Here is a 25,593-nt window from a genome sequence, read left to right as displayed (position 1 = left end):
GTTCTGGGCGACGCGGACAACGTCGTCGCGGAACTCCTGGGGATAGGGCTTGGGCACAGCTGGCATCCTTCCAGGCCGCCCGGCAGGGCAAGCCAGATCAGATGTCACCTACTCGTGCACCAGCCCCGCAGGTGCACACGGAAGGTACCGGGATGCGACGAGCGCTGCCGGTTTTCGCGGATCGCGGCGTTCAGTTGCGTCCACTCGTCGCGCGTCAGTATGGCCGGCGTTTGCGCCTCGTACTCCACGTCCTGGTGCAGCACGATCCCCGCGTTGATCGGGCGGATCAGCAGGTTGCGGACCTTCAGCGCAGTCCAGGTCTTTCCGTGCTGGGTAGTAATCCCTCGGCGATTGAGATCTACCGCGACAGTTCGGAACGAGTAGCCGTCGATTACCCGGCGGGCCATGTCCCGGAGGATCTCGGCTTCATCCTCACGGATGCCGACGCGCTGTGGCTCGAACCCGAACGGCCGCTGACCGCCGAGGTACTTGCCTTGGCGAGCAGCGTCGAGTTTCGCCGCGCGTTGTCGCTCGATCATGTGCTCGACTTCGTAGCGCGCAACTGCACCGAGCTGGCGAGCCACAAGCCTTCCGGAGGGCGTCGAAAGATCAACCGGACCCGCCTTCACGGTGTGGGTGGTGACACCGCCGCGCTCAGAAGCTGTCACGTAGTTCTCGAGTTCGACCATCGAGCGGTGGAGGCGGTCCGTGTGCCAGGCGAGGACGACTTCGATCTCGCCGTTCTGCATCAATTCGAGGAGACGCTGGTAGCTAGGGCGGGGCTTGCCGCTGTAGGCGCTGATGTCGTTGTCCTTGAGAACGTGAGTCACGCGGTAACCAAGACGCTCCGCCAACTCGCGGCAGTCGGCCTCTTGGCGTTCGACGCCGAGTCCAGCCCCGGTCTTGTCTGAGCTGATGCGAGCATAGATCGCTGCGCTGCGAATTATGTTGTCAGGCTGGTGATTTGACGCTCTCATTGTGTACCTACCATTGTCTCACATTGGGGGGCGTCTGTGAATATGCGACGAATGCGCCGAGATGAGCGCGAAAGTCCTCGAATCCCTGCGGGAACCCCTCGAAGACGGCGAGGTGCGGGTGCCGCGGCGGGACGGCGTCGCGTCGTACCCGGCGCGGTTCCAGCTCATCCTCGCCGCGAATCCGTGCCCATGCGCACCCGCGCACGATGTCGACTGTGTATGCACCGCAGTCGTGCGACGCCGGTACCTCGGCAAGCTGTCGGGGCCGCTGCTCGACCGTGTCGACATCCGCGTCCGCATGGATCCGCCGGGCAACGCCGCGCTGATGAGCGGGACGGGGGAGTCGAGTGCCGAGGTCCGTGCCCGGGTCACCGCGGCGCGTGCGGCAGCGGTCGAGCGATGGTCCGAGTTCGGCTGGCGAACCAACGCCGAGGTGCCGGGAGCCGCACTCCGGCAGAAGTTCCGGCTCCCGCCCGATGTTCTCCGGCCCATCGAGTTGTTTCTCCGCGACGGGCGCGTGACGGCCCGTGGCGCCGACCGCGCGCTGCGACTGGCCTGGACCCTGAGCGATCTACGCGGCACTGATCAACCCGTCGAAGATGATGTCGCGCAAGCACTTCTGTACCGAGACCGAGGAGCAACGTGGTGAGTGGCAAGTACCCGGCGGAGATGACGGCATGGGCGTACCTGGCGCGCGTGGCCGAGCCGCCGTGTGCGGACGTGATCGCGCTGGTGGATCAGGTCGGTCCGGTGGACGCAGCATCGGCGATCCGCAACCGGGCTGTCCCGGACGGTCACGAACCGGTCCTGGCCGCGACGGCAGCCCGACACGAATCCGACCGTGCGACCGAGGATCTCGACGCGGCCGCCGCGATCGGTGCACGGCTGGTCACCAGATCCGATCCGGAGTGGCCGGCCTGGGCGCTCCTCGCCCTCGGCCAGGCCGACACCGCCGCACGCGGCGGCGAGCCACTGGCGCTCTGGGTGCGTGGCCCCGCCCGGCTCGACGACCTCGCCACCGCATCGGTCGCGCTCATCGGGTCCCGCGCGGCGTCGCCGTACGGCGGGCACGTCACGCAGATGTTGGCATCGGGGCTCTCGGGCGAGGGCTTCGCGGTGATCTCCGGTGGCGCCTTCGGCATAGACGGGGTGGCGCACCGCGCCGTCGTCGCGGCCGGTGGGGTGACCGCGGCCGTGATGGCCTGTGGTATCGACCGCGACTATCCGGCTGCGCACTCCGCGCTGTTGGCGGAGATCGCCCGGACCGGCGCGATCATCAGCGAGTACCCGCCGGGCACGACCGCCGCCAAACATCGCTTCCTCACCCGTAACCGGCTGGTCGCGTCACTGTCGGGTGCGACCGTCGTCGTAGAGGCCGGCAGACGTTCGGGCGCGGCGAACACGGCCGCCTGGGCGCGGAAACTCGGCCGACCGCTGGGTGCGGTGCCCGGGCCGGTGACGTCGGCGACGTCGGTCGGGTGTCATCGGATGATCGCCGACGGACTGGCGGTGCTGGTCTCCGACGTCGCGTCGGCGGTGAACCTCGTCCGGCCCGACGGCGGGGGAGACATCGGTCGGGGGAGGGCGAAACCGACCGACGGGCTCAGCGCCGAGCAGTTGCGCGTGCACGACGCGATTCCGGGTAGGGGTGGCGTGGGTATTCAGGAGATCGCCTTCGCGGCGGGGCTCGAGGTGCCGGCCGTCCGGGCGGCGTTGGCACGGCTGGACATCGACGGGCTGGTGGAAAACGTCGGCGGTCAGTGGCGACTGGCCACCAGGTGACTCACTTGCGCGTCAGGATGTCGAGGAAGATACGCAGATCGTCGGCCGTTGCCTCGCCGAGCCGTCCGTGAGCGTGCACGAAGCCGATACCTGCGTAGAGCAGCGTGGTGGCGCGGGCGTGGGCCTCGGCCTCGTCGAAGCCGAGTTCCCGCATCGCCTGATGGGAGATCTGGAAGATCTGTCCGTCGAGCTCGGCGATCGAGTCGGCGATCGACCCGTCGGTCTCTGCCCACCGGCGCATCGCGGCTTCCATCCGCCAGCGCCGGGGATCGGAGATGAGCCCTGCCATACCCTCTATCCGCTCGACCGGAGGGAGCTCCTCGAGGTTCGCGAGCCGGGTGACGGCCGCGGCCTGGACCTTCCGGCAGTGGTCGGCGAGCTCGGACTTCATCGTCGCGATGTCGGTGAAGTGCCAGTAGAAGCTGCCCTTGGTGACCCCGAGCCGGGAGCTGAGCCGCGAGATCTTCAGCCCGCCGATGCCGTCCTCGAGCAGGACCTCCACGGCCGCGTCGAGCCAGTCGTCGGCCCCGAGACGCGGTCCGCGGACGGGAACGCTGTCTTCTACGGGCTGGGGTTCCACTGGTTGGTCCGGCATGGAATCGCCTCTGGTCGGGGTCTCGCGACGTCTGATCTCAAGAATTGCGAACTCTCGGATCACATCGCTTGATCGTGAGAAAACCTTACAAAGGGCCGCCAGTACCTTCCCCGGACAAACCCGCATCGGCTCTTAGGCTCACCTAAGTTGAAGGCGTAAGGTGAACGCGACAAGGAGGTCCCATGGCCAAGCGTGTGAACACGATGACGGTGCTCCGTCGCGAGCAGATCAGCCCGCACTTCGTCCGCCTGTACCTCGGCGGCGAGGGTTTCGACGACTTCCAGGCGGCGGTCGGTACATCCGGTGACCCCGACACGGACATGTACGTGAAGTTCGTCTTCGCGCCGGAGGGCGTGACCTACCCGGAGCCGTTCGACCTCCAGGAAGTCCGGACGACACTCCCGCCCGAACAGCAACCGGTCCTGCGCACCTACACGGTTCGCCGCGTCGACCCGCAGGCTCGTGAGATCCTCGTCGACTTCGTCGTCCACGGCGACGAGGGCATCGCCGGCCCGTGGGCCGCATCGGTGGAGCCGGGCGAGACCGTTCGGTTCATCGGCCCGGGCAGCGGATACCGGCCCAAGTCCGACGCCGCGTGGCATCTCCTCGCGGCCGACGAGGCCGGACTGCCCGCCGTGGCCGCGGCACTCGAGGCGCTGCCCGCCGACGCGATCGCCAAGGTGTTCATCGAGGTCGCCGGACCCGAGGACGAACTCGACCTCCTCGCACCCCCGGGTGCGGAGATCGTCTGGGTCCACCGCGGTGGACCGGCGGGCGAGGTCGACGACTCGGTCGCCGGCGACAACGCGCCCCTCATCGTCGCCGTCCGCAACGCGGAATGGCTCGACGGCGAACCCCACGTCTTCATCCACGGTGAGGCGCAGGCCGTCATGCACAACCTGCGCAGCTACATCCGCAAGGAACGCAAGGTCAGTCCGGCCAACGCCTCGATCTCCGGGTACTGGCGCCGCGGCCGCACGGAAGAGGGCTTCCGGACATGGAAGGCCGAACTGCGCGCCGCCGAGGAAGGAGCACCGGCCGGCCGGCAGCCGAGTACGTAGGCATCGATCCGGCCACGGCACCGCGTGTGGGGTTGCACCCGCTCCCGTCGCGCGCTGTGCTGACGGGCATGCTCGACGACTTCGCCGATCACCTGCGCCTGGAGAAGGGTCGCAGTGAACACACCATCCGCGCCTATGTCGGTGGTGCACGTGCGCTGCTGTCGTTCGCGGGTGCCCGGGGAATCGCTGCGGCCGACATCGACCTCGCCCTCCTGCGTGCCTGGCTGGCCGAACTGACGCGGCGCGGCGCCGCCCGCACGACGATCGCGCGGCAGGTCTCCGCGGCGAAGACCTTCTGCGCGTGGGCGGTTCGCGAGGGCATCATGGCCGCCGACCCCTCACAGCGACTCAAGGCCCCGAAGGCCCATCGCACACTGCCGGCCGTCCTCGCGCCCGGCCAGGCCGACGCCGCGATCGGTGCGACCGCACAGGATCGTGACCCCGACGACCCGATCTCACTCCGGGACAGGTTGATCCTGGAGTTGTTGTACGCCAGCGGGATTCGCGTCGGCGAACTGTGCGGGCTGGACATCGACGACATCGACACGGGGCGTCGAATCCTGCGCGTGATCGGCAAGGGCGACAAGGAACGGTCCGTGCCCTACGGCGAACCCGCGGCCAAGGCCATCGACGACTGGTTGCGACAGGGGCGTCCCGCACTGGCCACCGACACCTCGGGAGCTGCACTGCTACTGGGAGCACGTGGCGGCCGGCTCGACCAGCGGATGGCACGGTCGGTGGTGTCCGGCGCGGTCCAGGCCGCCGGTGGCCCGGCGATGGGGCCGCACGGCCTCCGGCACAGCGCCGCGACGCATCTCCTCGAAGGTGGCGCCGACCTACGGGTCGTACAGGAACTGCTCGGACACTCCTCGCTGGCGACGACGCAGATCTACACCCATGTGAGCGTCGAACGCCTCCGCGCAGTGCACCGTCAGGCGCATCCCCGGGCCTGATCAGGGTTCTCCGGCGTTCAGCGGTTTGAGCCGCACCCGCACGGCCCCGAGCAGACCCAGGGGATTCAGGTACTCGGCATCGCGCCCCACCCCGCGTCGAGCGCCCCAGTGCAGGCACGTGAGCGTCGGACATCCGGGATGCCCAGCGACGAGTGTGCCGATCGTGTCGCCCCGGGACACGGGGTCGCCCTCGCCGACGGTGGCCTCGACGGGCTCATAGGTGGTGATCAGCCCGTCCGGATGCTGCACCGAGACCACCGGCCGACCCGCCACCCGGCCGGCGAACCGCACACGACCGGCACCCGCCGTGGATACCGCGACACCGGGTACGGCCGCCAGGTCGACGCCCCGGTGCCCCGGCTGCCACCGTTTCTCCGGCGCATCGAAGCCGGTCACGACGGTGGGACGGGGCGGCAGCGGCGCTGAATAGGGACGAGGCGCGGCGGTAACCTGGGGCGGCGTCGAGTACAGCACGACCAGGAACAAGGACGCCGCCAACGCGGTGCGGGAACCCGAGGTCTGCATTCCTGTTGGACGCACCGGAACGCGATCCGGATCCGTCGCCCGGGCAGGGGACCGGAGCGTTTTGGTTTTCGCTGGTCGACGCGCGTAAACTCTGGTCCGCACCTCATCGGTTGTTGATGGGGTGACTTCGCGCGCCTGCGACAACACGCCGAATGTGCAGTCCCGACCCGGTCATCGACCGAAATCGGGTGACATCCGCCGGCAGGCGCCAGGGTCGACACCAACCCGGTGCCGACAGACAACTGCGACAAAAGGAAATCTCATGGCTGTCGTGACCATGAAGCAGCTGCTTGACAGCGGCGCACACTTCGGGCACCAGACCCGCCGTTGGAACCCGAAGATGAAGCGATTCATCTTCACCGACCGCAACGGCATCTACATCATCGATCTGCAGCAGACGCTGACCTACATCGACAAGGCCTACGAGTTCGTCAAGGAGACCGTCGCCCACGGCGGCACCATCCTCTTCGTCGGCACCAAGAAGCAGGCTCAGGAGTCCATCGCCGCTGAGGCCACCCGCGTCGGGATGCCTTACGTCAACCAGCGTTGGCTCGGCGGAATGCTCACCAACTTCAACACCGTGCACAAGCGTCTCCAGCGCATGAAGGAGCTGGAGACCATGGAGCAGACCGGTGGCTTCGAGGGTCGCACCAAGAAGGAGATCTTGATGCTGACCCGCGAGAAGAACAAGCTCGAGCGCACGCTCGGCGGTATCCGCGACATGGCCAAGGTTCCCTCGGCCGTGTGGGTCGTCGACACCAACAAGGAGCACATCGCCGTCGGTGAGGCTCGCAAGCTGAACATCCCGGTCATCGCGATCCTGGACACCAACTGCGACCCCGACCTCGTCGACTACCCGATCCCGGGCAACGACGACGCCATCCGTTCGGCTGCTCTGCTGACCCGCGTCGTGGCCTCGGCCGTCGCCGAGGGCCTGCAGGCCCGCGCCGGTGCTGCCGGTGGCGACGCCAAGCCGGAGGCAGCCGCAGGCGAGCCGCTCGCCGAGTGGGAGCAGGAGCTGCTGACCCAGGCCGCCGCTCCGGCCGGTGGCGAAGCAGCCACCGACGCGCCGGCTGCCCAGTAACACCTGCCGCAGCAATTCGGTCCCACCACACTCTTTCGAAGGAGGCTCGCCAACGATGGCGAACTACACCGCAGCCGACGTGAAGCGACTTCGCGAACTCACCGGTTCTGGAATGCTGGACTGCAAGAACGCGCTGGCCAACAACGACGGTGATTTCGACAAGGCCGTCGAGGAGCTGCGCATCAAGGGCGCCAAGGACGTGGGCAAGCGCGCTGAGCGCTCCACCGCCGAGGGCCTGGTCGCCGCCAAGGGCGGTGCGCTGATCGAGATCAACTCCGAGACCGACTTCGTCGCCAAGAACGACGAGTTCCAGAAGCTCGCCGATGACATCGTCACCGCCGCCGCCGAGGCCAAGACCAACGATGTCGAGGAGCTGAAGAAGGCTGCTCTCGGCAGCGGCACGGTCGACGAGGCCATCGCCGCGCTCTCGGCCAAGATCGGCGAGAAGCTCGAGCTCCGTCGCGTCGTCTTCTACGACGGCCCGGTCGCCGTGTACCTGCACAAGCGTGCTTCGGACCTCCCGCCCGCCGTCGGCGTGCTGGTGTCCTACACCGGTGAGGGCGAGGGTGCCGAAGAGGCCGCTCGCGGCGCCGCCATGCAGGTCGCAGCTCTCAAGGCCAAGTACGCCACTCGCGAAGAGGTCCCCGCGGACGTCGTCGAGAACGAGCGTCGTATCGCCGAGCAGACCGCCAAGGAGGAGGGCAAGCCGGAGCAGGCTCTGCCCAAGATCGTGGAGGGTCGGGTCAACGGCTTCTACAAGGACGTCGTGCTGCTCGACCAGCCGTCGGTCCAGGATTCGAAGAAGACCGTCAAGGCTCTGCTCGACGAGGCCGGTGTGACCGTCAACGGCTTCACCCGCTTCGAGGTCGGACAGGCCTGATCGCCTCCGGGGTCTCCCCGGACGACGACTCGACCGCCCCGTCTCCCATCGTGGAGGCGGGGCGGTTGTCGTTGCGCCGCAACACGAATGTCAGACCGCCGACGCCGATGGCGAGTGCGGCCAGCACCCACAGCGTCGTGCGGAACGCACCCAGGAAGGTGCGCGCGGTGACGGCCCGCGCCGCCTCCTGCGTGTACGGCTGCGCGTCGGCGGCGATCGCCGCGACGGCGCTGTTCGCCGGGGTGTCGGCGCATCCCGGGACCGGTCGCTCCGGATGCGGTGAGGTGAGCTGTTGCGTCGCACACCAGGCGAACCGGTCGGCGACGGTCGGCCGGAACATCGGGTCGACCGGCGAATCCTCCAGGGCGACGGCGAGTTCGGCGCGTACCGCGGGCACACTGGTGTCGGTCTGCCCGGCCACCTGGCCGAAGAAGAACATCGTCACCAGCGCCAGGCCGATCGACGCCCCTATCTGCTGCACGGTGGGGATCGTGCCGCTGGCCGACCCGACCGTTTCCGGCGAGGTGTCGGAGAGGATGACCGCCTGAAGGGGTGCGACGAACAATCCCGTGCCCACCCCGCCGAGTACCAGGGGAGCCAGGATCGCGCCCACCGGAAGGATTTCCGACGCCGGGTCGAGGGTCATCGCGATCCATGCGAACGCCACCCCGACGGTGACCACACCGCCGAGCAGCACCCGGGGCGCGCCCATCCGGGCGACGGCCCACGGCGACGCGACCGACCCCACGGCCGCCCCGCCGGCGAACGGCAATGCGAGAAGTCCGGTGTCCAGTGCCGAGTACCCGAGACCGAACTGCGCGGAAATCGACACGGTGAAGAAGAATCCCGCGCAACGCGGTCGCCGGGATCTCGATGGCCGGCACCTCGGTGTTCCAGCTCTCGCTGCACGCGCCCGAACTGTACGAGGCGCTCGGTTCGTTCAGCGGGTGCGCGCAGACGAGCGATCCGCTGGGGCAGGCCGTGGTGCGCATGGTCGTCGAGGGGCGCGGCCACGGCAACACCCTCAACATGTGGGGGCCGCCGACGAGTCCGGCGTGGCGCGCCAACGATCCCTTCGTGCATGCGGAGTCGTTCCGCGGCAAGTCGATCTACGTGTCCAACGGTTCCGGTGCGCCGGGGCGTTACGACACGATCGACGGGCCGGGCATCGACGGCAACGGTTCCAAGCTGTTCGACCAGCTCGCCGTGGGCGCGGTGATCGAGACCGCCACGGCGGAGTGCACCCGCAATCTGCAGCGTCGGATGCGGGAGCTCGGGGTGCCGGCGACCTTCCATCTGTACGAGGGCGGCACCCACTCGTGGCCGTACTGGCAGGACGAACTGCACCGCGCCTGGCCCCAGTTCCGCGCGGCACTCGCCGGGTGACCCCCGACGACCTCGTCGTCTTCGTCGATGCCGACGTCGTCGACCCTGAACCGGAGGATGTCTCCCGGATGCTCGGCCCGCTGCTCACCACCCCGGGCCTGCAGCTGGTCAAGGGGTACCGCCGGGATCCGGCCGGTGGCGGTCGTGTCACGGAGTTACTGGTGCGGCCCCTGGTCGCGTCGCTGTGTCCCGAGCTGGCGGGGATCATCCAACCGATCGGCGGTGACCTCGCCGGGACACGCGACCTGCTGACGTCGATCCCGTTCGCGCCCGGCCACGGCGTCGACATCGGCATCCTCCTCGACACCGTCGCGGAGTTCGGGACAGATGCCGTCGGTCAGGTCGATCTGGGCGTCCGGGAATCGCGGAGTCGCCCGCTGGTGGAGCTCGGCCCGGTGGCGCGCCAGATCGTCGCCACCCTGCTCGAACGGCTCGGGATCGAGGACTCGCAGGCCCCCCTGGCACAGTTTCTGCCCGACGGCGACGGGTATCGGTGTGTGCGGACGTTTCCGATGCCGGCCCGGGCCGAGGAGTACGCGTGTCGCGAGTCGCATTCGGTGAGGACGTAACATAGTCCACCGAACCGACGAGTGAGGAAGCGAATGAGCGAAGCGCCCGATCCCACCCCATCCGATCTCAAGAAGGCCGAGCGTTCCGGATTCAAACGAGTCCTGTTGAAGCTGGGCGGTGAGATGTTCGGCGGGGGAGAGGTCGGTCTGGACCCGGACGTCGTGGCGACCGTGGCCGATCAGATCGCCGACGTCGTGAACTCCGGCGTCCAGGTGGCCGTCGTCATCGGCGGCGGCAACTTCTTCCGCGGGGCCGAACTGCAGCAGCGCGGCCTCGACCGCAGCCGCTCGGATTACATGGGCATGCTCGGCACCGTGATGAATTGCCTTGCTCTGCAAGACTTCCTGGAGAAGCGCGGCATCAGCACCCGCGTGCAGACCGCCATCACCATGGGCCAGGTCGCCGAGCCGTACCTGCCGCTGCGCGCCCAGCGCCACCTCGAGAAGGGGCGCGTGGTCATCTTCGGCGCCGGCATGGGCATGCCGTACTTCTCCACCGACACCACCGCGGCCCAGCGTGCGCTGGAGATCAAGGCGGAGGTGGTCCTCATGGCCAAGGCCGTCGACGGTGTCTACGACGCCGACCCGCGGACCGATCCGAACGCCAGGCTGTTCACCGAGATCACCCACCGCGAGGTCCTCGACAAGGAACTCAAGGTCGCCGACGCGACCGCCTTCAGTCTGTGTATGGACAACAAGATGCCGATCTTGGTGTTCAATTTGCTCCAACAGGGCAACATCGCCAGGGCGGTGGCCGGTGACCGGATCGGCACGCTGGTCAGCACCTAGCAGCCCGCGACCCCACGAGAACACGGCCCGCACGAGAACCGGCCTGCCAGGCCCTACGGAACGGAACAAGGACGAAGATGATCGACGACGCGCTGCTCGACGCCGAGGAGAAGATGGAGAAGGCGGTCAACGTCGCCAAGGAGGACATGGGCTCCATCCGCACCGGACGTGCGAACCCGGCCATGTTCAACAGGATCAACATCGAGTACTACGGCTCCATGACCCCGGTGACGCAGGTCGCGTCGATCAACACGCCCGAGCCGCGCCTGGTCGTCATCAAGCCGTACGAGGCGTCGACGCTCCGTGACATCGAGACCGCGATCCGCAACTCCGATCTCGGCGTGAACCCGACCAACGACGGCACGATCATCCGCGTCGCCATCCCGCAGCTCACCGAGGAGCGTCGCCGCGACCTGGTGAAGCAGGCCAAGGGCAAGGGTGAGGACGCGAAGGTCGCCATCCGCAACGTGCGCCGCAAGGCCGCCGACGAGCTCAAGCGCATCCAGAAGGACGGCGAGGCGGGCGAGGACGAGGTCACCCGTGCTGAGAAGGAACTCGACAAGACCACGGCCACGTATGTGCATCAGGTCGACGAATTGGTGAAGCACAAAGAAGACGAATTGCTCGAGGTGTGAGCGAGAAGGCATCCGACCCCGAGAACAAGACCGGCCCCGAGAAGAAGTCACGGGCAGGTCGTGACCTGCCGGCCGCCATCGCGGTCGGAGGCACTCTCGGCGTCAGCATCATCCTGATCCTGCTGTTCGCGCCGATGCTCTGGTACGTCCTCGTCGCGGTCGCCTTCGCGATCGCGACCTGGGAGGTCACCAAGCGGCTGCAGACCGCGGGGTACAACGTCGCGTTCTGGCCGCTGCTCATCGGCGGTCAGGCCATCATCTGGGTCAGCTGGCCGTACGGGCCCACCGGCGTGCTGGTCGCGTTCGTCGCGACCGTGCTGGTGTCGATGGTGTGGAAACTGCTCGCCCAGGGCATCTCGAACGCACCGGAGAACTACCTCAAGGACCTCGCCCTCACGGTGTTCGTGCTGGCCTGGCTACCGCTCCTGGCGTCTTTCGGCGTCCACCTCGTCACGCAGGAGGACGGCGCCGCCCGGGTCGCGACCCTCATGGTGGTCGTCGTCTGCTCCGACGTCGGCGGATACGCCGCCGGTGTCATGTTCGGCAGGCACCCGATGGCGCCGGCGATCAGCCCCAAGAAGTCCTGGGAGGGTCTCGTCGGTTCGCTGCTCGTCGGCACGATCGGCGCGGTCGGCTGCATCACGTTCCTGATCGGCAGCCACTGGTGGATCGGTCTGATCCTCGGACCCGTGCTGGTCGTGTGCGCAACGCTCGGCGACCTGGTGGAGTCGCAGGTCAAGCGTGATCTCGGCATCAAGGACATGGGCACGCTGCTGCCGGGCCACGGCGGCATCATGGATCGCCTCGACAGCCTGCTGCCCTCGGCGTTCGTGGTGTGGGCGGTGCTGACGGCTCTGCTGTAAGGAGCCCGACCTACCCGGCGGCCCTCTTCAGCGCCCGACGCAGCTGCAACATGCGCAGACCGCCGATGATGGCGACGATCAACGCACCCGCGATCGCGGCGATCAGCAGGCTCACCCCGAGCGGGAGGTTGACCTCCCAGAAGATCAGCTCGATCCGCTGACTCTCCAGGTTCTGCACGATGAACACCAGCAGCAGGACCAGGATGATCGCGCCGATGACGACGCCGAACCAGGTCGCGCGGGTGCGGGTGTGCTCGACGTCGGCGACGGTCTGGCGCAGACGGTCGCGCTCGGCCAGCACGGCGTCGTGATCATCCGCGGTCGGCACCGGGGTCACGGCTGCGGGCTCGGGGACGGGCACGGTGTCATGAGCAGGGTGGGGCTCGCCCTGCGAACCCCACTGGGGGACCGGATTCCCGGTTCGTCGGCGATCGGGTGTGGTCATGGGTTCATCATGACATGCGACAATGGCCCGATGACCTCATTACCGCTGGTGTTCGACGCGCCCAAACGTGGGCTGCCGCCGACACACTTCGCCGACCTCGACGCCGCCGGCCGCGTCGCGGCGCTGGCCGAATTGGGTCTCCCGAAGTTCCGGGCCGATCAGCTGGCCCGGCAGTACTACGCGCGCCTCAACGGCGACGTCGAGGAGATGACCGATCTGCCCGCGGCCTCCCGCGACGCCGTGCGAGAAAAGCTCTTCCCGCAGCTCCTCACGCCGGTGCGGCACATCTCGTGCGACGGCGACTCGACCCGCAAGACCCTGTGGCGCCTGCACGACGGCACTCTCCTCGAGAGCGTGCTGATGCGCTACACCGAGCGCAACACGCTGTGCATCTCCAGTCAGGCCGGCTGCGGCATGGCCTGCCCGTTCTGCGCCACCGGACAGGGTGGCCTCGACCGCAACCTGTCGACCGCCGAGATCGTCGACCAGGTGCGGGCCGCGGCGCGTGCCCTGCGCGACGGGGAACTCGGCGAGCCGGGACGCCTGTCGAACGTCGTGTTCATGGGCATGGGCGAGCCGCTCGCGAACTACAAGCGCGTCGTCAGTGCCGTCCGCCAGATCACCTCGCCGGCACCCGACGGGCTCGGGATCTCGGCGCGATCGGTGACCGTCTCGACCGTCGGTCTCGCCCCGTCGATCCGGCGTCTCGCCGATGAGGGTCTCGCGGTCACGCTCGCGCTGTCCCTGCACACCCCCGACGACGAACTGCGCGACACCCTCGTGCCGGTCAACAACCGTTGGTCGGTGGCCGAGGTGCTGGAGGCCGCGCGCTACTACGCCGACACCACCGGACGCCGCGTCTCCATCGAGTACGCGCTGATCCGCGACGTCAACGACCAGCCTGGCGGGCCGACATGCTGGGACAGAAGCTGCACAAGGCGCTCGGCTCCCTCGTGCACGTGAACCTCATCCCGCTCAACCCCACACCGGGCTCGGAGTGGGATGCCAGTCCCAAGCCGGTGGAACGGGAGTTCGTGCGCCGCGTCCGCGAACAGGGCGTGTCCTGCACGGTGCGCGACACCCGCGGGCAGGAGATCGCCGCGGCCTGCGGCCAGCTCGCCGCCGAAGAGCGCTAGCCCGCTGGAGGCTGTGGACACAACAAACGCTGAACGGCAAAGCCGTTCAGCGTTTTTCGAATGTCTGGGTCAGGGGTGCGTCAGGACCACTTGCCGCGGTTCATCCACCAGCCGCGCACCACGAAGTACAGGACTCCGACCGCGAAGGCGATGAGCCAGAGGTCCTCGACGTGGCCGGTGTGGTTGCCGATCATCATGAGCAGCAGGAAGGCCGCGAAGAAGATGGCGGCACCGTAGAAGGTCTTCGTCGCCGATCCGAACCAGCCGAAACGAGCCGACGGTGCATCGGCGGGCTCACGACGCCAGCCGGTGTCGATGACGTCGGCGTGTCCGCCAGTGTGCTCCACATCGGTGCTTGCCACAGCCACTCCTCACAGCGCGGGTCGTCAGAAGTCTGACGAACGGTAGTAGTTCTCGATCAGCATAGCGGCACGGTGATCTCGCCGACCGAGCCCGGTGGGTGATTCGGTGACAGAATGCGGCACATGTCTTCGTCCGAGTTCCGCGCCGGCCCGGGTGCGGGCCGTTCCCTGGCCGACTACCGCGCCGAGGCCTATCCCCGCGACATGGTCGGATACGGTGCCACGCCACCGAATCCGCAGTGGCCCGGCGACGCGAAGATCGCCGTCCAGTTCGTTCTCAACTACGAGGAGGGCGGCGAGAACAACGTGCTCGAGAACGACCGCGGCAGTGAGACCTTCCTGTCGGAGATGGTCGGCGCCCAGCCTTTCCCGAACCGGCACATGAGCATGGAGAGCATGTACGAGTACGGCTCGCGGGCCGGGGTGTGGCGGGTCCTGCGCGCCTTCGACCGCCGCGGGTTGCCGCTGACGATCTTCGCGGTCTCCCAGGCGATGGCCCGTAACCCCGAGGTGGCGGCGGCCTTCGTCGATCGCGGCCACGAGATCGCGTGCCACGGCTACCGGTGGCTCAACTATCAGCTGATCGACCCCGAGGTCGAACGTGATCACATGCGCGCAGGCATCGAACTGCTCACCGAGATCACCGGTGAACGCCCACGCGGCTGGTACACCGGCCGGGACTCACCCAACACGCGGCGCCTCGTCGTCGAACAGGGCGGATTCACCTACGACTCCGACAGTTACGCCGACGATCTGCCGTATTGGGTGAAGGTCCCGCGCGGCGACGAACTCGTCGATCACCTGGTCGTGCCCTACACCCTCGACACCAACGACATGCGGTTCTCCTCGCCCGGCGGCTTTCCGTCGGGGGAGCAGTTCTTCGCGCATCTGCGCGATGCCTTCGACGTGCTCTACCGCGAGGGCGTCGAGGGTGCGCCGAAGATGCTGTCTGTCGGACTGCACTGCCGGCTCGTGGGCCGGCCGGCACGGCTGGCGGCTCTCGAGCGGTTCCTCGACCACATCGGGTCCCACGACGACGTGTGGATCACCCGCCGGATCGACATCGCCGAACACTGGCGGAAGGTGCACCCGGCCGGCTGACACAATGGACAACGTGCCCACACGTGTCTTGATCCTCGGTTCGACCGGCTCCATCGGCGTTCAGGCGCTCGAGGTGATCGCCGAACATCCCGACCGCTTCGAGGTCGCCGGTCTCGGCGCGGGTGGCGGGAACCTCGACCGGCTGGCCGATCAGGCCGCGGCCTTCGGGGTCCCCGCATCTCGGCTGGCCGTCGCCGACGAGGCTCGCGCCGCCGAGCTCGCCGAACGACTCGGAGCGCCGGTTCTCGGTGGCACCGAAGCCATGTGCGACCTGATCGATGCGGTCGCCGCCGACGGCGGAACCGATGTGGTGCTGAACGCCGTGGTCGGTTCGATCGGCCTGGCGCCCTCGCTCGCCGCGCTGCGGACGGGTGCGCGTCTCGCGCTCGCGAACAAGGAGTCCCTCGTCGCCGGCGGGTCGCTCGTCCTCGATGCGGCGGCTCCCGACCAGATCGTCCCCGTCGACTCCGAGCATTCGGCCATTGCCCAGTGTCTGCGCGCCGGAACCGCCGCCGAGGTGGACCGCTTGGTCCTCACCGCGTCGGGCGGACCGTTCCGCGGCTGGTCGGCCGAACAGCTCCACAACGTCACCCCCGAGCAGGCCGGGCGCCATCCCACCTGGTCGATGGGCCCGATGATCACCCTCAACTCGGCGACCCTGGTCAACAAGGCCCTCGAGGTCATCGAGGCGCACCTGCTCTTCGACGTCGACTACGACCACATCGACGTCACCGTCCATCCGCAGTCGATCGTGCACTCGATGGTGACCTTCGTCGACGGCGCGACCGTCGCCAAGGCGTCGCCGCCGTCGATGAAGCTGCCCATCGCGCTGGCACTGGGCTGGCCGGATCGTGTCCCCGGATCGTCGACCGCGTGCGACTTCTCCACCGCCTCGGCGTGGACGTTCGAGCCCGTCGACGACAAGGTCTTCCCGGCGATCGAGCTCGCCCGGGAGGCGGGACGGGGTGGCGGGAGTCTCACCGCGGTGTACAACGCCGCGAACGAGGCGGCCGCCGCGGGCTTCTTCGCAGGTACGATCCGTTTTCCGCGGATCGTCGAGATCATCGGTGAGGTGCTCGGCGAGGCGGATCAGTGGCGAGTCGAGCCAGGTACTGTGGAGGAGGTCTTCGCCGCCGATCGGTGGGCCCGGGAGCGCGCCGCACAGCTGGTCGCCGCCTCGTCGTGATCGGTGCGCATCGTGATCTGGATGGAGTGAGTACGTGAGTTTCGCGATCGGTGTCACGCTCTTCGCGGTGGCGCTGTTGCTGTCGGTCGCCTGGCATGAGTGCGGTCACATGTGGGCCGCACAGGCAACCGGCATGAAGGTCCGTCGCTACTTCGTTGGCTTCGGGCCGACGATCTGGTCGACGCGCCGCGGCGAGACCGAGTACGGACTCAAGGCGATCCCGCTCGGCGGCTTCTGCGACATCGCGGGCATGACCCCGCACGAGGAGCTCACCGCCGACGAGCAGGACCGGGCGATGTACAAGCAGAAGGCCTGGAAACGCCTCGTCGTGCTGTTCGCCGGTCCCGCGCAGAACTTCATCCTCGGCTTCGTCCTGATCATCATCGTCGGCCTCACCTTCGGGCTGCCCGATCTCAGCCCGCCGCCGACCCCGGCGAAGGTCGCCGAGACCCAGTGCGTGTCGTCGACGATCACCATCGCCGACGGCGAGCAGACCAACTCGCCCTGCACCGGCGGCGGACCTGCGGCCGCCGCGGGTCTGCGCCCGGGCGACGAGATCGTGGCCATCAACGGGACACCCGTCGGCAAGGCCGCGGACCTGACCCCGGTCATCCGTGAGTCCACGGGCCCGGTGGTCCTCACCGTCGACCGCGCCGGTGAACGCCTCGACCTGACGATGACGCCCGAGCCGGTCACCGTCACCGCCAAGCGCGCCGACGGCACCACCGAGAGCGTGTCCTACAACATGGTCGGCATCGCCTACGACGCCCCGCCGGCGATCAAGGACTTCAGCGGCCTCGACGTGATCCCGGGTGCTTTCGTCTTCACCGGCGACCTGATCAAGGAGACCTGGAACGCGCTCCTGTCGCTGCCCACCAAGATCGGTGCACTGTGGACCGCGGTGACCGGTGGCGAGCGCGCGCTCGACACCCCGGTCAGCGTCTACGGTGCCTCGGTGCTCGGCGGCCAGGCGGTCGAACGCGGCCTGTGGGACATGTTCTGGATGCTGCTGATCAGCATCAACTTCTTCCTCGGCCTGTTCAACCTGGTCCCGCTGCTGCCGCTGGACGGCGGACACATGGCGATCGTCGGCTATGAGAAGGGCCGCGACACCGTCCGTCGCTGGTTCGGCCGGGCCCCCGGCGCGGCAGTCGACTACTACAAGCTGCTCCCGATCACCTACGCCGCGGTGGTGGTGATGGCCGGCTTCATGGTGCTCACCCTCACCGCCGACATCATCAACCCGATCAATCCGTGGTGACCTCCCACAACGAATTCCCACCCGACACCCGACACCCGACACCCGACACACCCACACCCGAATCCCAGAGGTGAATGCGATGAACGCCCCGACTCCTGCCAACGCCGTGCCGATCGGGCTCGGCATGCCGGCCGGACCCCCGCCGGTGCTGGCCCCGCGCCGCAAGACCCGGCAGCTGTTCGTCGGCTCGGTCGGCGTCGGCAGTGACCACCCCATCTCGGTGCAGTCGATGACGACCACCAAGACCCACGACATCAACGCGACCCTGCAGCAGATCGCGGAACTCACCGCGTCGGGCTGCGACATCGTGCGCGTGGCCTGCCCGCGACCCGAGGACGCCGAGGCGCTGCCGATCATCGCGAAGAAGTCCAAGATCCCGGTCATCGCCGACATCCACTTCCAGCCGAAGTACATCTTCGCCGCGATCGACGCGGGGTGTGCGGCGGTGCGCGTGAACCCGGGCAACATCAAGGAATTCGACGGCCGCGTGAAAGAGGTCGCGAAAGCCGCCGGGGACGCGGGCATCCCGATCCGCATCGGCGTGAACGCGGGCTCCCTGGACAAGCGCATCCTGCAGAAATACGGCAAGGCGACGCCCGAGGCGCTCGTCGAGTCGGCGCTGTGGGAGGCGGGTCTGTTCGAGGAGCACGGCTTCGGGGACATCAAGATCTCGGTCAAGCACAACGACCCGGTGATCATGGTCGAGGCCTACCGCCAGCTGGCCGCCCAGTGCGACTACCCGCTGCATCTCGGCGTCACCGAGGCCGGTCCGGCGTTCCAGGGCACCATCAAGTCGGCCGTGGCCTTCGGTGCACTGCTGAGCGAGGGCATCGGCGACACCATCCGCGTGTCGCTGTCGGCGCCGCCGGCCGAGGAGATCAAGGTCGGCGACCAGATCCTGCAGTCGCTCAACCTGCGTCCCCGCAAGCTCGAGATCGTGTCGTGCCCGTCGTGTGGCCGTGCCCAGGTCGACGTCTACAAGCTGGCCGACGAGGTGACCGCCGGCCTCGAGGGCATGGAGGTCCCGCTGCGTGTCGCCGTCATGGGCTGCGTGGTCAACGGACCGGGTGAGGCCCGCGAGGCCGACCTCGGCGTCGCCTCCGGAAACGGCAAGGGTCAGATCTTCGTCAAGGGCGAGGTCATCAAGACCGTGCCGGAGGCGCAGATCGTGGAGACATTGATCGAAGAAGCGCTGCGGATTGCCGAGGAATCAGGGGAAACTGGAGACGGCACGCACGTCGGCCCGCCGGTGGTCACCGTCTCCTAGGGTCCGCGACCCGAACCGAACGGGCGCTGTCGCGAGTCCCCATGGGGAAGTGAGGAGCGGTGGTGCTGAAGCTACTGGGCGACAAACCGCTCGGCGCGCGTGACTCGGCGGCCGTCGAACGCGTCCTCATGTCCGACCCGGTGGCGATGTGCATGGTCGCCGCGAGGTTCGAAACCCACGGCATCAACCCGCGCCTGCTCGGCGGTGAACTCTGGACCGCGCACGATCCGTCGACGTCGCTGTGCTTCTCCGGCGCCAACCTGATCCCGCTGATCGGGTCCGCCGACGACCTCGACTACTTCTCCGATCGCGCGGTCGCCGCACCCCGCGCCTGCTCGTCGATCGTCGGCCGCGCCGACCTGGTGTTGCCGATGTGGCAGCAGATCGAGCCCGTTTGGGGTCCGGCGCGAGAGGTACGTCCGGTCCAGCCGCTGCTGGTCCTGTCCGGGAATCCGGCGGTCCCGTCGGATCCGGCCGTGCGGCTGGTGACCCTCGACGATCTCGACGCCTACATGCCGGCCGCGGTCGACATGTTCATCGGTGAGGTCGGCGTCGACCCGACGGCCGGCGACGGCGGACGTTCGTATCGCAGACGGCTGGCGTCGCTGATCTCGGCGCAACGTGTCTTCGCGCGTTTCGACGGTCCCGATGTCGTGTTCAAGGCGGAGATCGGGTCGCTGTCCCGGCGCGTCGGCCAGATCCAGGGTGTGTGGGTGTCGCCGGACCGACGCGGTGAGGGTCTGGGCCTGGGTGGCACCGCGGCCGTCGCCGAGGCGGTCGCCGCCCACGGACGACTTCCGAGCCTGTACGTCAACAGCTTCAACGAGACCGCCCGTGCGGTGTACGACCGTATCGGGTTCACCGAGGTCGGTACCTTCGCGACCGTCCTCGTCGACTGAACGGATCTCCGGGCGACGTCACACCGTGGCCTCCCGCGTGGCTTCCCGGGATCGGCCCGTCGCGGCCCTAGACTCGACCGCGATGTGGCGCACGCGAACTCGATGGACCCCGGCGGTGATCGTCGCGGTCTGTGCTGTCGTGATCACCGCGACCGCCGCCTGCTCGTCCGCGGAGGACGACGGCCCGCGCCGGGCCGCAGAACGATTCCTCGAGGCGTACTCGCAACAGGAACTCGACGCCGCGGCCGCCCTCACCGACGTGCCGCAGACCTCCCGCTCGGCGATGGAGTCGGCGTGGTCGGGACTCGCCGCGGAAGAGCTCGAGGCGAAAGCCGGCCGGGTCCGCGTCACCGGTGACACCGCCGAGGTGCAGGTCGACTACACCTGGGCGCTGCCGCGCGGTCGTGACTGGTCGTACGACGCGACGCTGCGCCTGGGCCGATCCGACTCCGGCTGGGCGGTGCGCTGGGCGTCGACCGCGGTCCATCCGAAACTCGGCGCCGACCAACGACTCTCGCTGCAGATCATCGAGGCGCCCCGGGCGACGGTGAACGAGGCCGACGGTTCGGAGGTCATGGTCAACGGCACTGTCGTCGGCGTGAACTTCGACCCGGAGAAGGCCACCGAACTGGGGGCCTCGGTCGCGTCCTCGGTCACGAGCGCGGTCGCCGTGCTGCGTCGGTTCAACCGCGACCTCGACGAGCAGCTGATCACCGAACAGGTCACCTCGAACGGTCAGCAGTATCCACTGGCCCGCCTCACCCACGCCCAGTTCGACCGGCTGCGCGACCAGCTCGCGATCCCCGGCGTCGTCACCAACGAACAGGCCGAGCTGGTCCCCAAGGACCCGAAGTTCGCGCCGGCGCTGCTGACCGAGGTCAAGAAGGTCGTCGACGGCGAGGTCGCCGGACGTGCCGGCTGGCGGGTGGTCTCGGTGAACCCCAACGGACTCGACGCCGACGTGCTGGCCGACCACGACGCCGACCCGTCGCCCGCCGTGTCGCTCAGCCTGTCGCGGACCGTGCAGAACGCCGCTCAGCGAGCGGTCAACGCCGCCAACAGGTTCCAGGTCGCGATGGTCGTCGTGCAGCCGTCCACCGGCCGAATCCTCGCCGTCGCACAGAACCCCAACGCCGACCGGCAGGGTCCGATCGCGACGACCGGCCTGTACCCGCCCGGTTCGACCTTCAAGATGGTCACCGCGGCTGCCGCCATCAACCGCAAGATGGCCGGACCCGACACCACCGTCGGCTGCCCGGGGGAGATCCAGATCGGTCCGCGCCTGATCCCGAACTACAACGGCTTCTCGCTCGGCACGGTGTCGATGCTGCAGGCGTTCGCCGCGTCCTGCAACACCACGTTCGCCAAGCTCGCCAGCCAGATGGGTCCGTCGGACCTCGCCCACGCCGCCGCGGCGATGGGGATCGGTCAGCGGTACTCGATCGCCGGCCTCGACGCGGTGTCCGGGTCGGTGCCCATCGAGAACGAACTGGTCGCACGCAGCGAGGACGGCTTCGGCCAGGGCAAGGTGCTGGTGTCACCCCTCGGCCTGGCGCTCGTCGCCGCAACCGTCGCCAACGGTTCCAAAGCCCCGGTGCCGCAACTGATCCTGGACAAGCCCACCGAAATCGAGGGGCCGACCCCGACGATGCCGCCGGAGGTCTACCAGCAACTGCGGCCGATGATGCGCGCGGTCATCACCAGCGGTACCGCGTCGGTCATCGACGGTCGCGGAGCGGTGTTCGGCAAGACCGGTGAGGCCGAATTCGCCGGCGGATCACACGCCTGGTTCGCCGGCTACCGCGGCGACATCGCCTTCGCGACGCTCGTCGTCCGCGGTGGCGACTCGAACAACGCGGTCGCCGTCACCCGCGACTTCTTCGACGGGCTGGGCCCGGGGTACGCGATCCGTACGCCCTAGCTGCGTTCGGGCAGGATCACCCGGCGCCCGCCGTGGTCGATGACCTCGACCGGATGGTCGTAGGTGCGGCTCAGCAGTTCGGCCGTCATCACCTCGTCGGTGGAACCGATGGCGAGCAGCTCACCGTGTTTCATCACCGCGATGCGGTCGGCGTAAGCCGCGGCGAGGGTCAGGTCGTGCACGACGAGCAGCACGGCGTTTCCGGCATCGCGGTGGATGCGCAGGATCTCGAGGACCTGTTCCTGGTGGTGGATGTCGAGGGCGGCGGTCGGCTCGTCGAGCATCATCACCGGGGTGTCCTGGGCCAGCGCCCGCGCCAGCGACACCCGGGCCTGCTGTCCGCCGGACAGCTGGGCGAAGGGGCGGTCGACGATGTCGGAGAGTTCGCACAGGTCGACGGCGTCGGCGATGACCGCGGGGGAGTCGGCGGCCCGCGGGGTCCGCAACCAGGGATAGCGGCCCATGGCGACGACCTCGGCAACGGTGAACGGGGTGTCCACGCGGTTCTGCTGGGTGACCACGCTGCGGTGTCGTGCGAGCTCGCGCAGCGAGGTGGTCGACACGTCCCGTCCGTCGATGGTCACGCGACCGCTCTTCGGGGGACGCGTGCCCGACAACACCGACAGCAGCGTCGATTTGCCGCATCCGTTGGGGCCGACCAGCGCGACGAGTTCGCCGGCATGGACCTCCAGGGACACACCGCGGACGACCTCACGGCCGCCGAGCTCGACCCGGACGCTCTCGGCGGCGATGCCCGGCGTACCCGGGGGTTGCACGACGGCGGTCACCAGCCCGCTCCCGCACGACGGCTGCGGCGCAGCAGAATGAAGAAGACCGGCCCGCCGATCAGTGCGGTGAACATGCCGAGGGGGAGGTCGGCGTCGCCGAGTATCGTGCGGGCCGCGAGGTCGGCGCCGGTGATGACCAGCGCGCCACCGATCACGCTGGTGGGCAGCAGGATCGAGTGTTTGGGGCCGACGATGAGTCGCATCACGTGCGGGACCACGAGGCCGACGAAGGCGATGATCCCGGCGAAGGCGACGGCCGCGGCGGTGAGGATCGCGGTCAGCACGATCGCCTGACGTCGAACCGATTCCACGTTGACGCCGAGCGACGCCGCCTGGATCTCACCGAGGGCGAGCAGGTCGAGTTTGTGGACCAGCAGTACGCAGGCGGCGACGCCCACGACCACGAGTGGCGCCACCACCCAGATCTCGCTCCAGGTGCGGCCGGCCAGCGAACCGAGCTGCCAGAAGATGATCTGCTCGCGGGCGGCGGTGGAGGCGACGAAGGTCAGGAAGGCAATGACGCCCGCGGCGAACGCGTTCACCGCGATACCGGTCAGCACCAGCATGATCGCCGACGACGATCCGTCGCGCAGCGAGAGCAGGTAGACCGCGGCGGCGGTGACGAGTCCGAAGAGGAAGGCCGCGCCGGCCAGCGCCCAGTTCCCGGCGGCCCCACCGGCTCCCGCCGATCCACCCGCGAGGACGATCACCAGGCAGGCGCCGATGGCCGACCCGGAGGACACCCCGATGATGCTCGGCTCGGCGAGCGGATTGGCGAGGACGCCCTGCAGCAGGCACCCCGCGGCGCCGAGTGCGGCACCGACGAACAGTCCGAGCACGATGCGCGGGAACCGGACGTTCCAGAGCGCCCCTTCGCCGTTGGGATGTGAGGGCAGCGGCCCGATCTCGAGGTGGAAGTGGTGCGCGATGCTGCCGAGCACCTCCAACGGTGGGATCTCCACCTGACCGATCCCGGCGGAGACGATCGCGAGCGTCGCGGTCGCGAGAAGCATCACGGCGACGACGACGGTGTTGCGCATCCGGTGCGAGCGGGCGGCGACTGGTGCCGCGGCGTCGGTCCTGGTCTCGGCGGTCGGGATGCTCACGTGTAGATCGCCTTCGCCAGCGCCGAGAGGACGAGTCCGACATCGGGGCCGAAGGCCAGGATCTTGCTCTCGTCCATCTGCACGACGCGGCGGTTGCGGCCCGCCTCGGTGTCGGCGATCCCGGGAAGCGTCAGCACCCCGTCGGGTCCGCCGACGGTGTCGGCGCCCTGGGTCATGACGATGAGGACGTCGGGGTCGGCGGTGATCATCGACTCGGCGGTGACGGCGGTGAACGCACCGGTGAGCCGGGCCGCCTCACCGGCGTCCCGGCCGCCGAGTTCGGCGATCAGATCGTCGGCGCCCGAACCGGGACCGGCGAGGAGCAGGAGATTGCGGCCGCGGATGTAGAGGAAGGCCATCGTCGGGTCGCCGGAGGGGTCGGGGACGAGATCGCGGGCCGCCTCGATCTGCGCATCGGTGCGGTCGACGAGCTTCTCACCCGCCTCGGGAACGCCGAGTGCCTTGGCGACCGACCGCATCAACGTGTCGTTGGACGCGAGGTCGCGAGTGGCGGGGAACACCACGACGGTGACCCCGGAGTCGCGGATCTGGTCCACCGCGGTCACCGGTACCGTCGACTCGCTGACCAGCAGGACCGTCGGTGCAAGGGCCAGAACGGATTCGGCGTTGAGGCTGTGCCCGCGGTTCGTCACCACCGGGAGTCCGATCGCGGACGGGAAGGCCGTCGAGGTGTCGCGGCCGACGACCCGCGAGCCCATGCCGAGAGCGAAGACGATGCTGCCGAGGGTGCCGCTGACGTCGACGGCGATGATCCGGCTGGTGTCGGTCACGGTCACCGGTCCGTAGCGAACGGAATCGACGGTGACCGGCAGTGCCGATCTCGGATCGTCGGCGACGGGTGTCACGTCGTTTCCGTCGAGGGCGGCCGTCTGCGGCCCGTTGCGAAGGTGCGCACCGGGGGAGTGCCGGTCCTGTTCGATCGGGGTGACGAAGCACGCCGAGACGGTCACCATGGTGAGGACCACCACCAGCAAGGCCCGCACCGATCTGATCGACGCGCCCACCGTCACCACCTTCGAATCGGTTTCCGACGCCCAGTGGCGTGGAAGTCTTAGGGCGAGCTTAGTTGTCGCGAGCTTGCCGTCCGCGCGCCGGTCCTCCTCGGACGGGCGGATAAAGTGGTTCGCATGCCAGTTCGCAGTGTCCTGACCCCCGGTACCCCGACGCCGATCCGGACCGTGCCCGACTTCATCGAGCGGCCGGAATACGTGTGGAAACCCACCGTGAACGAGGGCCACGAACCCTGGGTGCAGACGCCGGAGACCATCGAGAAGATGCGCCTCGCCGGCAAGATCGCCGCGAATGCGCTCGCCGAGGCCGGCAAGGCCGTCGCACCCGGCGTGACGACCGATGAACTGGACCGGATCGCGCACGAGTACATGGTCGACCACGGCGCCTACCCGTCGACGCTGGGCTACAAGGACTTCCCGAAGTCCTGCTGCACCTCGCTCAACGAGGTGATCTGTCACGGCATCCCGGACTCGACCGTCATCGCCGACGGCGACATCGTCAACATCGACGTCACCGCCTACATCGACGGCGTGCACGGCGACACCAACGCGACCTTCCTCGCCGGGGACGTCGAGCAGGAGGTCGTGGATCTCGTCGAGCGCACCCGTACCGCCACCGAGCGGGCGATCAAGGCGGTCAAGCCGGGACGCGAACTCAACGTCGTCGGTCGCGTCATCGAGGCGTACGCGAATCGCTTCGGCTACAGCGTCGTCCGCGACTTCACCGGGCACGGCATCGGCGAGACCTTCCACAACGGGCTCGTGGTGCTGCACTACGACGAGCCCAACGTCGACACCGTCCTCGAACCCGGCATGGTGTTCACCATCGAGCCGATGATCAACCTCGGCGGCCTCGCCTGGGAGATGTGGGACGACGGCTGGACCGTGGTGACCGCCGACCGGAAGTGGACCGCGCAGTTCGAACACACCCTCGTGGTCACCGAGGACGGCGCAGAGATCCTGACCCTGCCGGACGCCTGATCGGCATTCC

The 25,593-nt window shown here is 68.5% G+C and carries 25 protein-coding genes and 3 pseudogenes; 19 read left to right on the top strand and 9 right to left on the bottom strand.

Annotated elements, in window-relative coordinates; genetic code table 11:
• Positions 1–104: 104 nt before the first annotated feature.
• The gene (locus BJF87_RS14070; protein ID WP_075863327.1) at positions 105–977 is read right to left on the bottom strand and encodes a recombinase family protein; all 873 of its coding nucleotides are present in this window, start codon (positions 975–977) and stop codon (positions 105–107) included.
• A 46-nt stretch (positions 978–1,023) separates the two neighbouring features.
• Between BJF87_RS14070 and BJF87_RS14065 the strand changes: the two are divergent.
• A pseudogene (locus BJF87_RS14065) lies at positions 1,024–1,626 on the top strand (ATP-binding protein); the annotation flags it as partial.
• A gap of 20 nt (positions 1,627–1,646) precedes the next feature.
• A complete protein-coding gene (gene dprA / locus BJF87_RS14060) occupies positions 1,647–2,759 on the top strand; it encodes a DNA-processing protein DprA (RefSeq protein ID WP_187346511.1) in 1,113 nt (370 codons plus the stop codon).
• Position 2,760: 1 nt separating this feature from the next.
• On the opposite strand, the gene BJF87_RS14055 is transcribed toward dprA, so the two are convergent.
• Entirely contained in the window at positions 2,761–3,354 is a 594-nt protein-coding gene (locus BJF87_RS14055; protein WP_075863325.1) for a TetR/AcrR family transcriptional regulator, read from the bottom strand.
• A 182-nt stretch (positions 3,355–3,536) separates the two neighbouring features.
• Here BJF87_RS14055 and BJF87_RS14050 point away from each other — a divergent pair, with 182 nt between their 5' ends.
• Together BJF87_RS14050 and BJF87_RS14045 are read left to right on the top strand one after the other, a co-directional pair.
• Positions 3,537–4,415 (top strand): siderophore-interacting protein, encoded by an 879-nt coding sequence (locus tag BJF87_RS14050; protein WP_075863324.1) that lies wholly within the window; start codon positions 3,537–3,539, stop codon positions 4,413–4,415.
• A 68-nt stretch (positions 4,416–4,483) separates the two neighbouring features.
• Positions 4,484–5,368, top strand: coding sequence for a tyrosine recombinase XerC (locus BJF87_RS14045; protein WP_040004204.1), 885 nt, complete (start codon positions 4,484–4,486; stop codon positions 5,366–5,368).
• Here the strand turns inward: BJF87_RS14045 and BJF87_RS14040 are convergent, their stop codons facing one another.
• Entirely contained in the window at positions 5,369–5,893 is a 525-nt protein-coding gene (locus BJF87_RS14040) for a M23 family metallopeptidase (RefSeq protein WP_006359266.1), read from the bottom strand. It abuts the gene before it with no gap.
• A gap of 262 nt (positions 5,894–6,155) precedes the next feature.
• On the opposite strand from BJF87_RS14040, the gene rpsB reads away from it, so the two are divergent.
• Complete coding sequence (rpsB, locus tag BJF87_RS14035) at positions 6,156–6,977, top strand: 30S ribosomal protein S2 (protein ID WP_005198990.1); 822 nt, start codon at positions 6,156–6,158, stop codon at positions 6,975–6,977.
• A 55-nt stretch (positions 6,978–7,032) separates the two neighbouring features.
• Positions 7,033–7,857 (top strand): translation elongation factor Ts, encoded by an 825-nt coding sequence (tsf, locus tag BJF87_RS14030; protein WP_005198991.1) that lies wholly within the window; start codon positions 7,033–7,035, stop codon positions 7,855–7,857.
• On the opposite strand, the gene BJF87_RS14025 is transcribed toward tsf, so the two are convergent.
• Entirely contained in the window at positions 7,829–8,689 is an 861-nt protein-coding gene (locus BJF87_RS14025; protein ID WP_396246701.1) for a hypothetical protein, read from the bottom strand. The genes tsf and BJF87_RS14025 overlap by 29 nt on opposite strands.
• A 17-nt stretch (positions 8,690–8,706) precedes the next feature.
• Here BJF87_RS14025 and BJF87_RS14020 point away from each other — a divergent pair.
• The 5 genes and pseudogenes from BJF87_RS14020 to BJF87_RS14000 all read left to right on the top strand — a co-directional run.
• A pseudogene (locus BJF87_RS14020) lies at positions 8,707–9,243 on the top strand (alpha/beta hydrolase); the annotation flags it as partial.
• On the top strand, positions 9,240–9,812 hold the full coding sequence (locus BJF87_RS14015; protein WP_316042965.1) for a glucosyl-3-phosphoglycerate synthase: 573 nt from the start codon (positions 9,240–9,242) through the stop codon (positions 9,810–9,812). The pseudogene BJF87_RS14020 and the gene BJF87_RS14015, both read left to right, overlap by 4 nt.
• Before the next feature lie 33 nt (positions 9,813–9,845).
• Positions 9,846–10,601, top strand: a complete 756-nt coding sequence (pyrH, locus tag BJF87_RS14010) for a UMP kinase (RefSeq protein WP_006359271.1) — start codon at positions 9,846–9,848, stop codon at positions 10,599–10,601.
• 77 nt (positions 10,602–10,678) lie between these two features.
• Entirely contained in the window at positions 10,679–11,236 is a 558-nt protein-coding gene (frr, locus tag BJF87_RS14005) for a ribosome recycling factor (RefSeq protein WP_006359272.1), read from the top strand.
• Positions 11,233–12,099, top strand: coding sequence for a phosphatidate cytidylyltransferase (locus BJF87_RS14000; RefSeq protein ID WP_006359273.1), 867 nt, complete (start codon positions 11,233–11,235; stop codon positions 12,097–12,099). Before frr ends, BJF87_RS14000 begins: the two co-directional genes overlap by 4 nt.
• A 10-nt stretch (positions 12,100–12,109) precedes the next feature.
• Here BJF87_RS14000 and BJF87_RS13995 read toward each other — a convergent pair whose 3' ends face one another.
• Positions 12,110–12,544 (bottom strand): lipopolysaccharide assembly LapA domain-containing protein, encoded by a 435-nt coding sequence (locus tag BJF87_RS13995; protein ID WP_035754099.1) that lies wholly within the window; start codon positions 12,542–12,544, stop codon positions 12,110–12,112.
• 30 nt (positions 12,545–12,574) lie between these two features.
• Here BJF87_RS13995 and rlmN point away from each other — a divergent pair.
• Positions 12,575–13,680: pseudogene (gene rlmN, locus BJF87_RS13990) on the top strand (23S rRNA (adenine(2503)-C(2))-methyltransferase RlmN).
• A gap of 80 nt (positions 13,681–13,760) precedes the next feature.
• Here rlmN and BJF87_RS13985 read toward each other — a convergent pair.
• Positions 13,761–14,042, bottom strand: a complete 282-nt coding sequence (locus BJF87_RS13985) for a DUF2631 domain-containing protein (protein ID WP_006359276.1) — start codon at positions 14,040–14,042, stop codon at positions 13,761–13,763.
• Between the two features lie 114 nt (positions 14,043–14,156).
• Here BJF87_RS13985 and puuE point away from each other — a divergent pair, with 114 nt between their 5' ends.
• The 6 genes from puuE (at position 14,157) to BJF87_RS13955 (ending at position 21,677) form a co-directional block, all read left to right on the top strand.
• Positions 14,157–15,143, top strand: coding sequence for an allantoinase PuuE (puuE, locus tag BJF87_RS13980; RefSeq protein WP_042375886.1), 987 nt, complete (start codon positions 14,157–14,159; stop codon positions 15,141–15,143).
• A 13-nt stretch (positions 15,144–15,156) separates the two neighbouring features.
• On the top strand, positions 15,157–16,329 hold the full coding sequence (gene dxr / locus BJF87_RS13975; protein WP_035754162.1) for a 1-deoxy-D-xylulose-5-phosphate reductoisomerase: 1,173 nt from the start codon (positions 15,157–15,159) through the stop codon (positions 16,327–16,329).
• 34 nt (positions 16,330–16,363) lie between these two features.
• Positions 16,364–17,590, top strand: coding sequence for an RIP metalloprotease (locus BJF87_RS13970; protein WP_035754101.1), 1,227 nt, complete (start codon positions 16,364–16,366; stop codon positions 17,588–17,590).
• Positions 17,591–17,669: 79 nt separating this feature from the next.
• A complete protein-coding gene (gene ispG, locus BJF87_RS13965) occupies positions 17,670–18,857 on the top strand; it encodes a flavodoxin-dependent (E)-4-hydroxy-3-methylbut-2-enyl-diphosphate synthase (protein ID WP_006359280.1) in 1,188 nt (395 codons plus the stop codon).
• Between the two features lie 62 nt (positions 18,858–18,919).
• Entirely contained in the window at positions 18,920–19,756 is an 837-nt protein-coding gene (locus BJF87_RS13960; protein WP_035754163.1) for a GNAT family N-acetyltransferase, read from the top strand.
• Between the two features lie 82 nt (positions 19,757–19,838).
• Complete coding sequence (locus BJF87_RS13955) at positions 19,839–21,677, top strand: penicillin-binding transpeptidase domain-containing protein (protein ID WP_042375889.1); 1,839 nt, start codon at positions 19,839–19,841, stop codon at positions 21,675–21,677.
• Here BJF87_RS13955 and BJF87_RS13950 read toward each other — a convergent pair.
• Genes BJF87_RS13950 through BJF87_RS13940 form a run of 3 tightly spaced genes read right to left on the bottom strand, consistent with a single transcriptional unit; the run spans position 21,674 to position 24,545 of the window.
• Positions 21,674–22,465, bottom strand: coding sequence for a heme ABC transporter ATP-binding protein (locus tag BJF87_RS13950; RefSeq protein ID WP_006359283.1), 792 nt, complete (start codon positions 22,463–22,465; stop codon positions 21,674–21,676). The two genes, BJF87_RS13955 and BJF87_RS13950, sit on opposite strands and share 4 nt — an antisense overlap.
• Positions 22,462–23,571 (bottom strand): iron ABC transporter permease, encoded by a 1,110-nt coding sequence (locus tag BJF87_RS13945; protein ID WP_035754103.1) that lies wholly within the window; start codon positions 23,569–23,571, stop codon positions 22,462–22,464. Before BJF87_RS13945 ends, BJF87_RS13950 begins: the two co-directional genes overlap by 4 nt.
• Entirely contained in the window at positions 23,568–24,545 is a 978-nt protein-coding gene (locus BJF87_RS13940; protein ID WP_042375910.1) for a hemin ABC transporter substrate-binding protein, read from the bottom strand. The genes BJF87_RS13945 and BJF87_RS13940 overlap by 4 nt, the downstream gene beginning before the upstream one ends.
• Before the next feature lie 174 nt (positions 24,546–24,719).
• On the opposite strand from BJF87_RS13940, the gene map reads away from it, so the two are divergent.
• Positions 24,720–25,583 carry a type I methionyl aminopeptidase gene (gene map / locus BJF87_RS13935; protein ID WP_042375891.1) on the top strand — a complete coding sequence of 288 codons (864 nt, stop codon included), beginning with the start codon at positions 24,720–24,722 and terminating at the stop codon, positions 25,581–25,583.
• The last annotated feature ends 10 nt before the right edge of the window (positions 25,584–25,593 follow it).

The organism is Gordonia sp. CNJ-863 (assembly GCF_001942325.1).
Lineage (GTDB): Bacteria > Actinomycetota > Actinomycetes > Mycobacteriales > Mycobacteriaceae > Gordonia > Gordonia alkanivorans.
Note: the sequence above shows the minus strand (reverse complement) of the source record. Positions and strands in the feature narration are given on the sequence as shown.

Bases quoted from the DNA above. Each gene is read 5' to 3' on its own strand.
- map (WP_042375891.1), top strand. From the start codon at position 24,720: ATGCCAGTTCGCAGTGTCCTGACCCCCGGTACCCCGACGCCGATCCGG.
- BJF87_RS14055 (WP_075863325.1), bottom strand. From the start codon at position 3,354: ATGCCGGACCAACCAGTGGAACCCCAGCCCGTAGAAGACAGCGTTCCC.
- BJF87_RS13955 (WP_042375889.1), top strand. From the start codon at position 19,839: ATGTGGCGCACGCGAACTCGATGGACCCCGGCGGTGATCGTCGCGGTC.
- dprA (WP_187346511.1), top strand. From the start codon at position 1,647: ATGACGGCATGGGCGTACCTGGCGCGCGTGGCCGAGCCGCCGTGTGCG.
- tsf (WP_005198991.1), top strand. From the start codon at position 7,033: ATGGCGAACTACACCGCAGCCGACGTGAAGCGACTTCGCGAACTCACC.
- frr (WP_006359272.1), top strand. From the start codon at position 10,679: ATGATCGACGACGCGCTGCTCGACGCCGAGGAGAAGATGGAGAAGGCG.
- BJF87_RS14040 (WP_006359266.1), bottom strand. From the start codon at position 5,893: ATGCAGACCTCGGGTTCCCGCACCGCGTTGGCGGCGTCCTTGTTCCTG.
- rpsB (WP_005198990.1), top strand. From the start codon at position 6,156: ATGGCTGTCGTGACCATGAAGCAGCTGCTTGACAGCGGCGCACACTTC.
- BJF87_RS14045 (WP_040004204.1), top strand. From the start codon at position 4,484: ATGCTCGACGACTTCGCCGATCACCTGCGCCTGGAGAAGGGTCGCAGT.
- puuE (WP_042375886.1), top strand. From the start codon at position 14,157: ATGCGGCACATGTCTTCGTCCGAGTTCCGCGCCGGCCCGGGTGCGGGC.
- BJF87_RS13995 (WP_035754099.1), bottom strand. From the start codon at position 12,544: ATGACCACACCCGATCGCCGACGAACCGGGAATCCGGTCCCCCAGTGG.
- BJF87_RS14050 (WP_075863324.1), top strand. From the start codon at position 3,537: ATGGCCAAGCGTGTGAACACGATGACGGTGCTCCGTCGCGAGCAGATC.
- pyrH (WP_006359271.1), top strand. From the start codon at position 9,846: ATGAGCGAAGCGCCCGATCCCACCCCATCCGATCTCAAGAAGGCCGAG.
- BJF87_RS13940 (WP_042375910.1), bottom strand. From the start codon at position 24,545: ATGGTGACCGTCTCGGCGTGCTTCGTCACCCCGATCGAACAGGACCGG.
- BJF87_RS14070 (WP_075863327.1), bottom strand. From the start codon at position 977: ATGAGAGCGTCAAATCACCAGCCTGACAACATAATTCGCAGCGCAGCG.
- ispG (WP_006359280.1), top strand. From the start codon at position 17,670: ATGAACGCCCCGACTCCTGCCAACGCCGTGCCGATCGGGCTCGGCATG.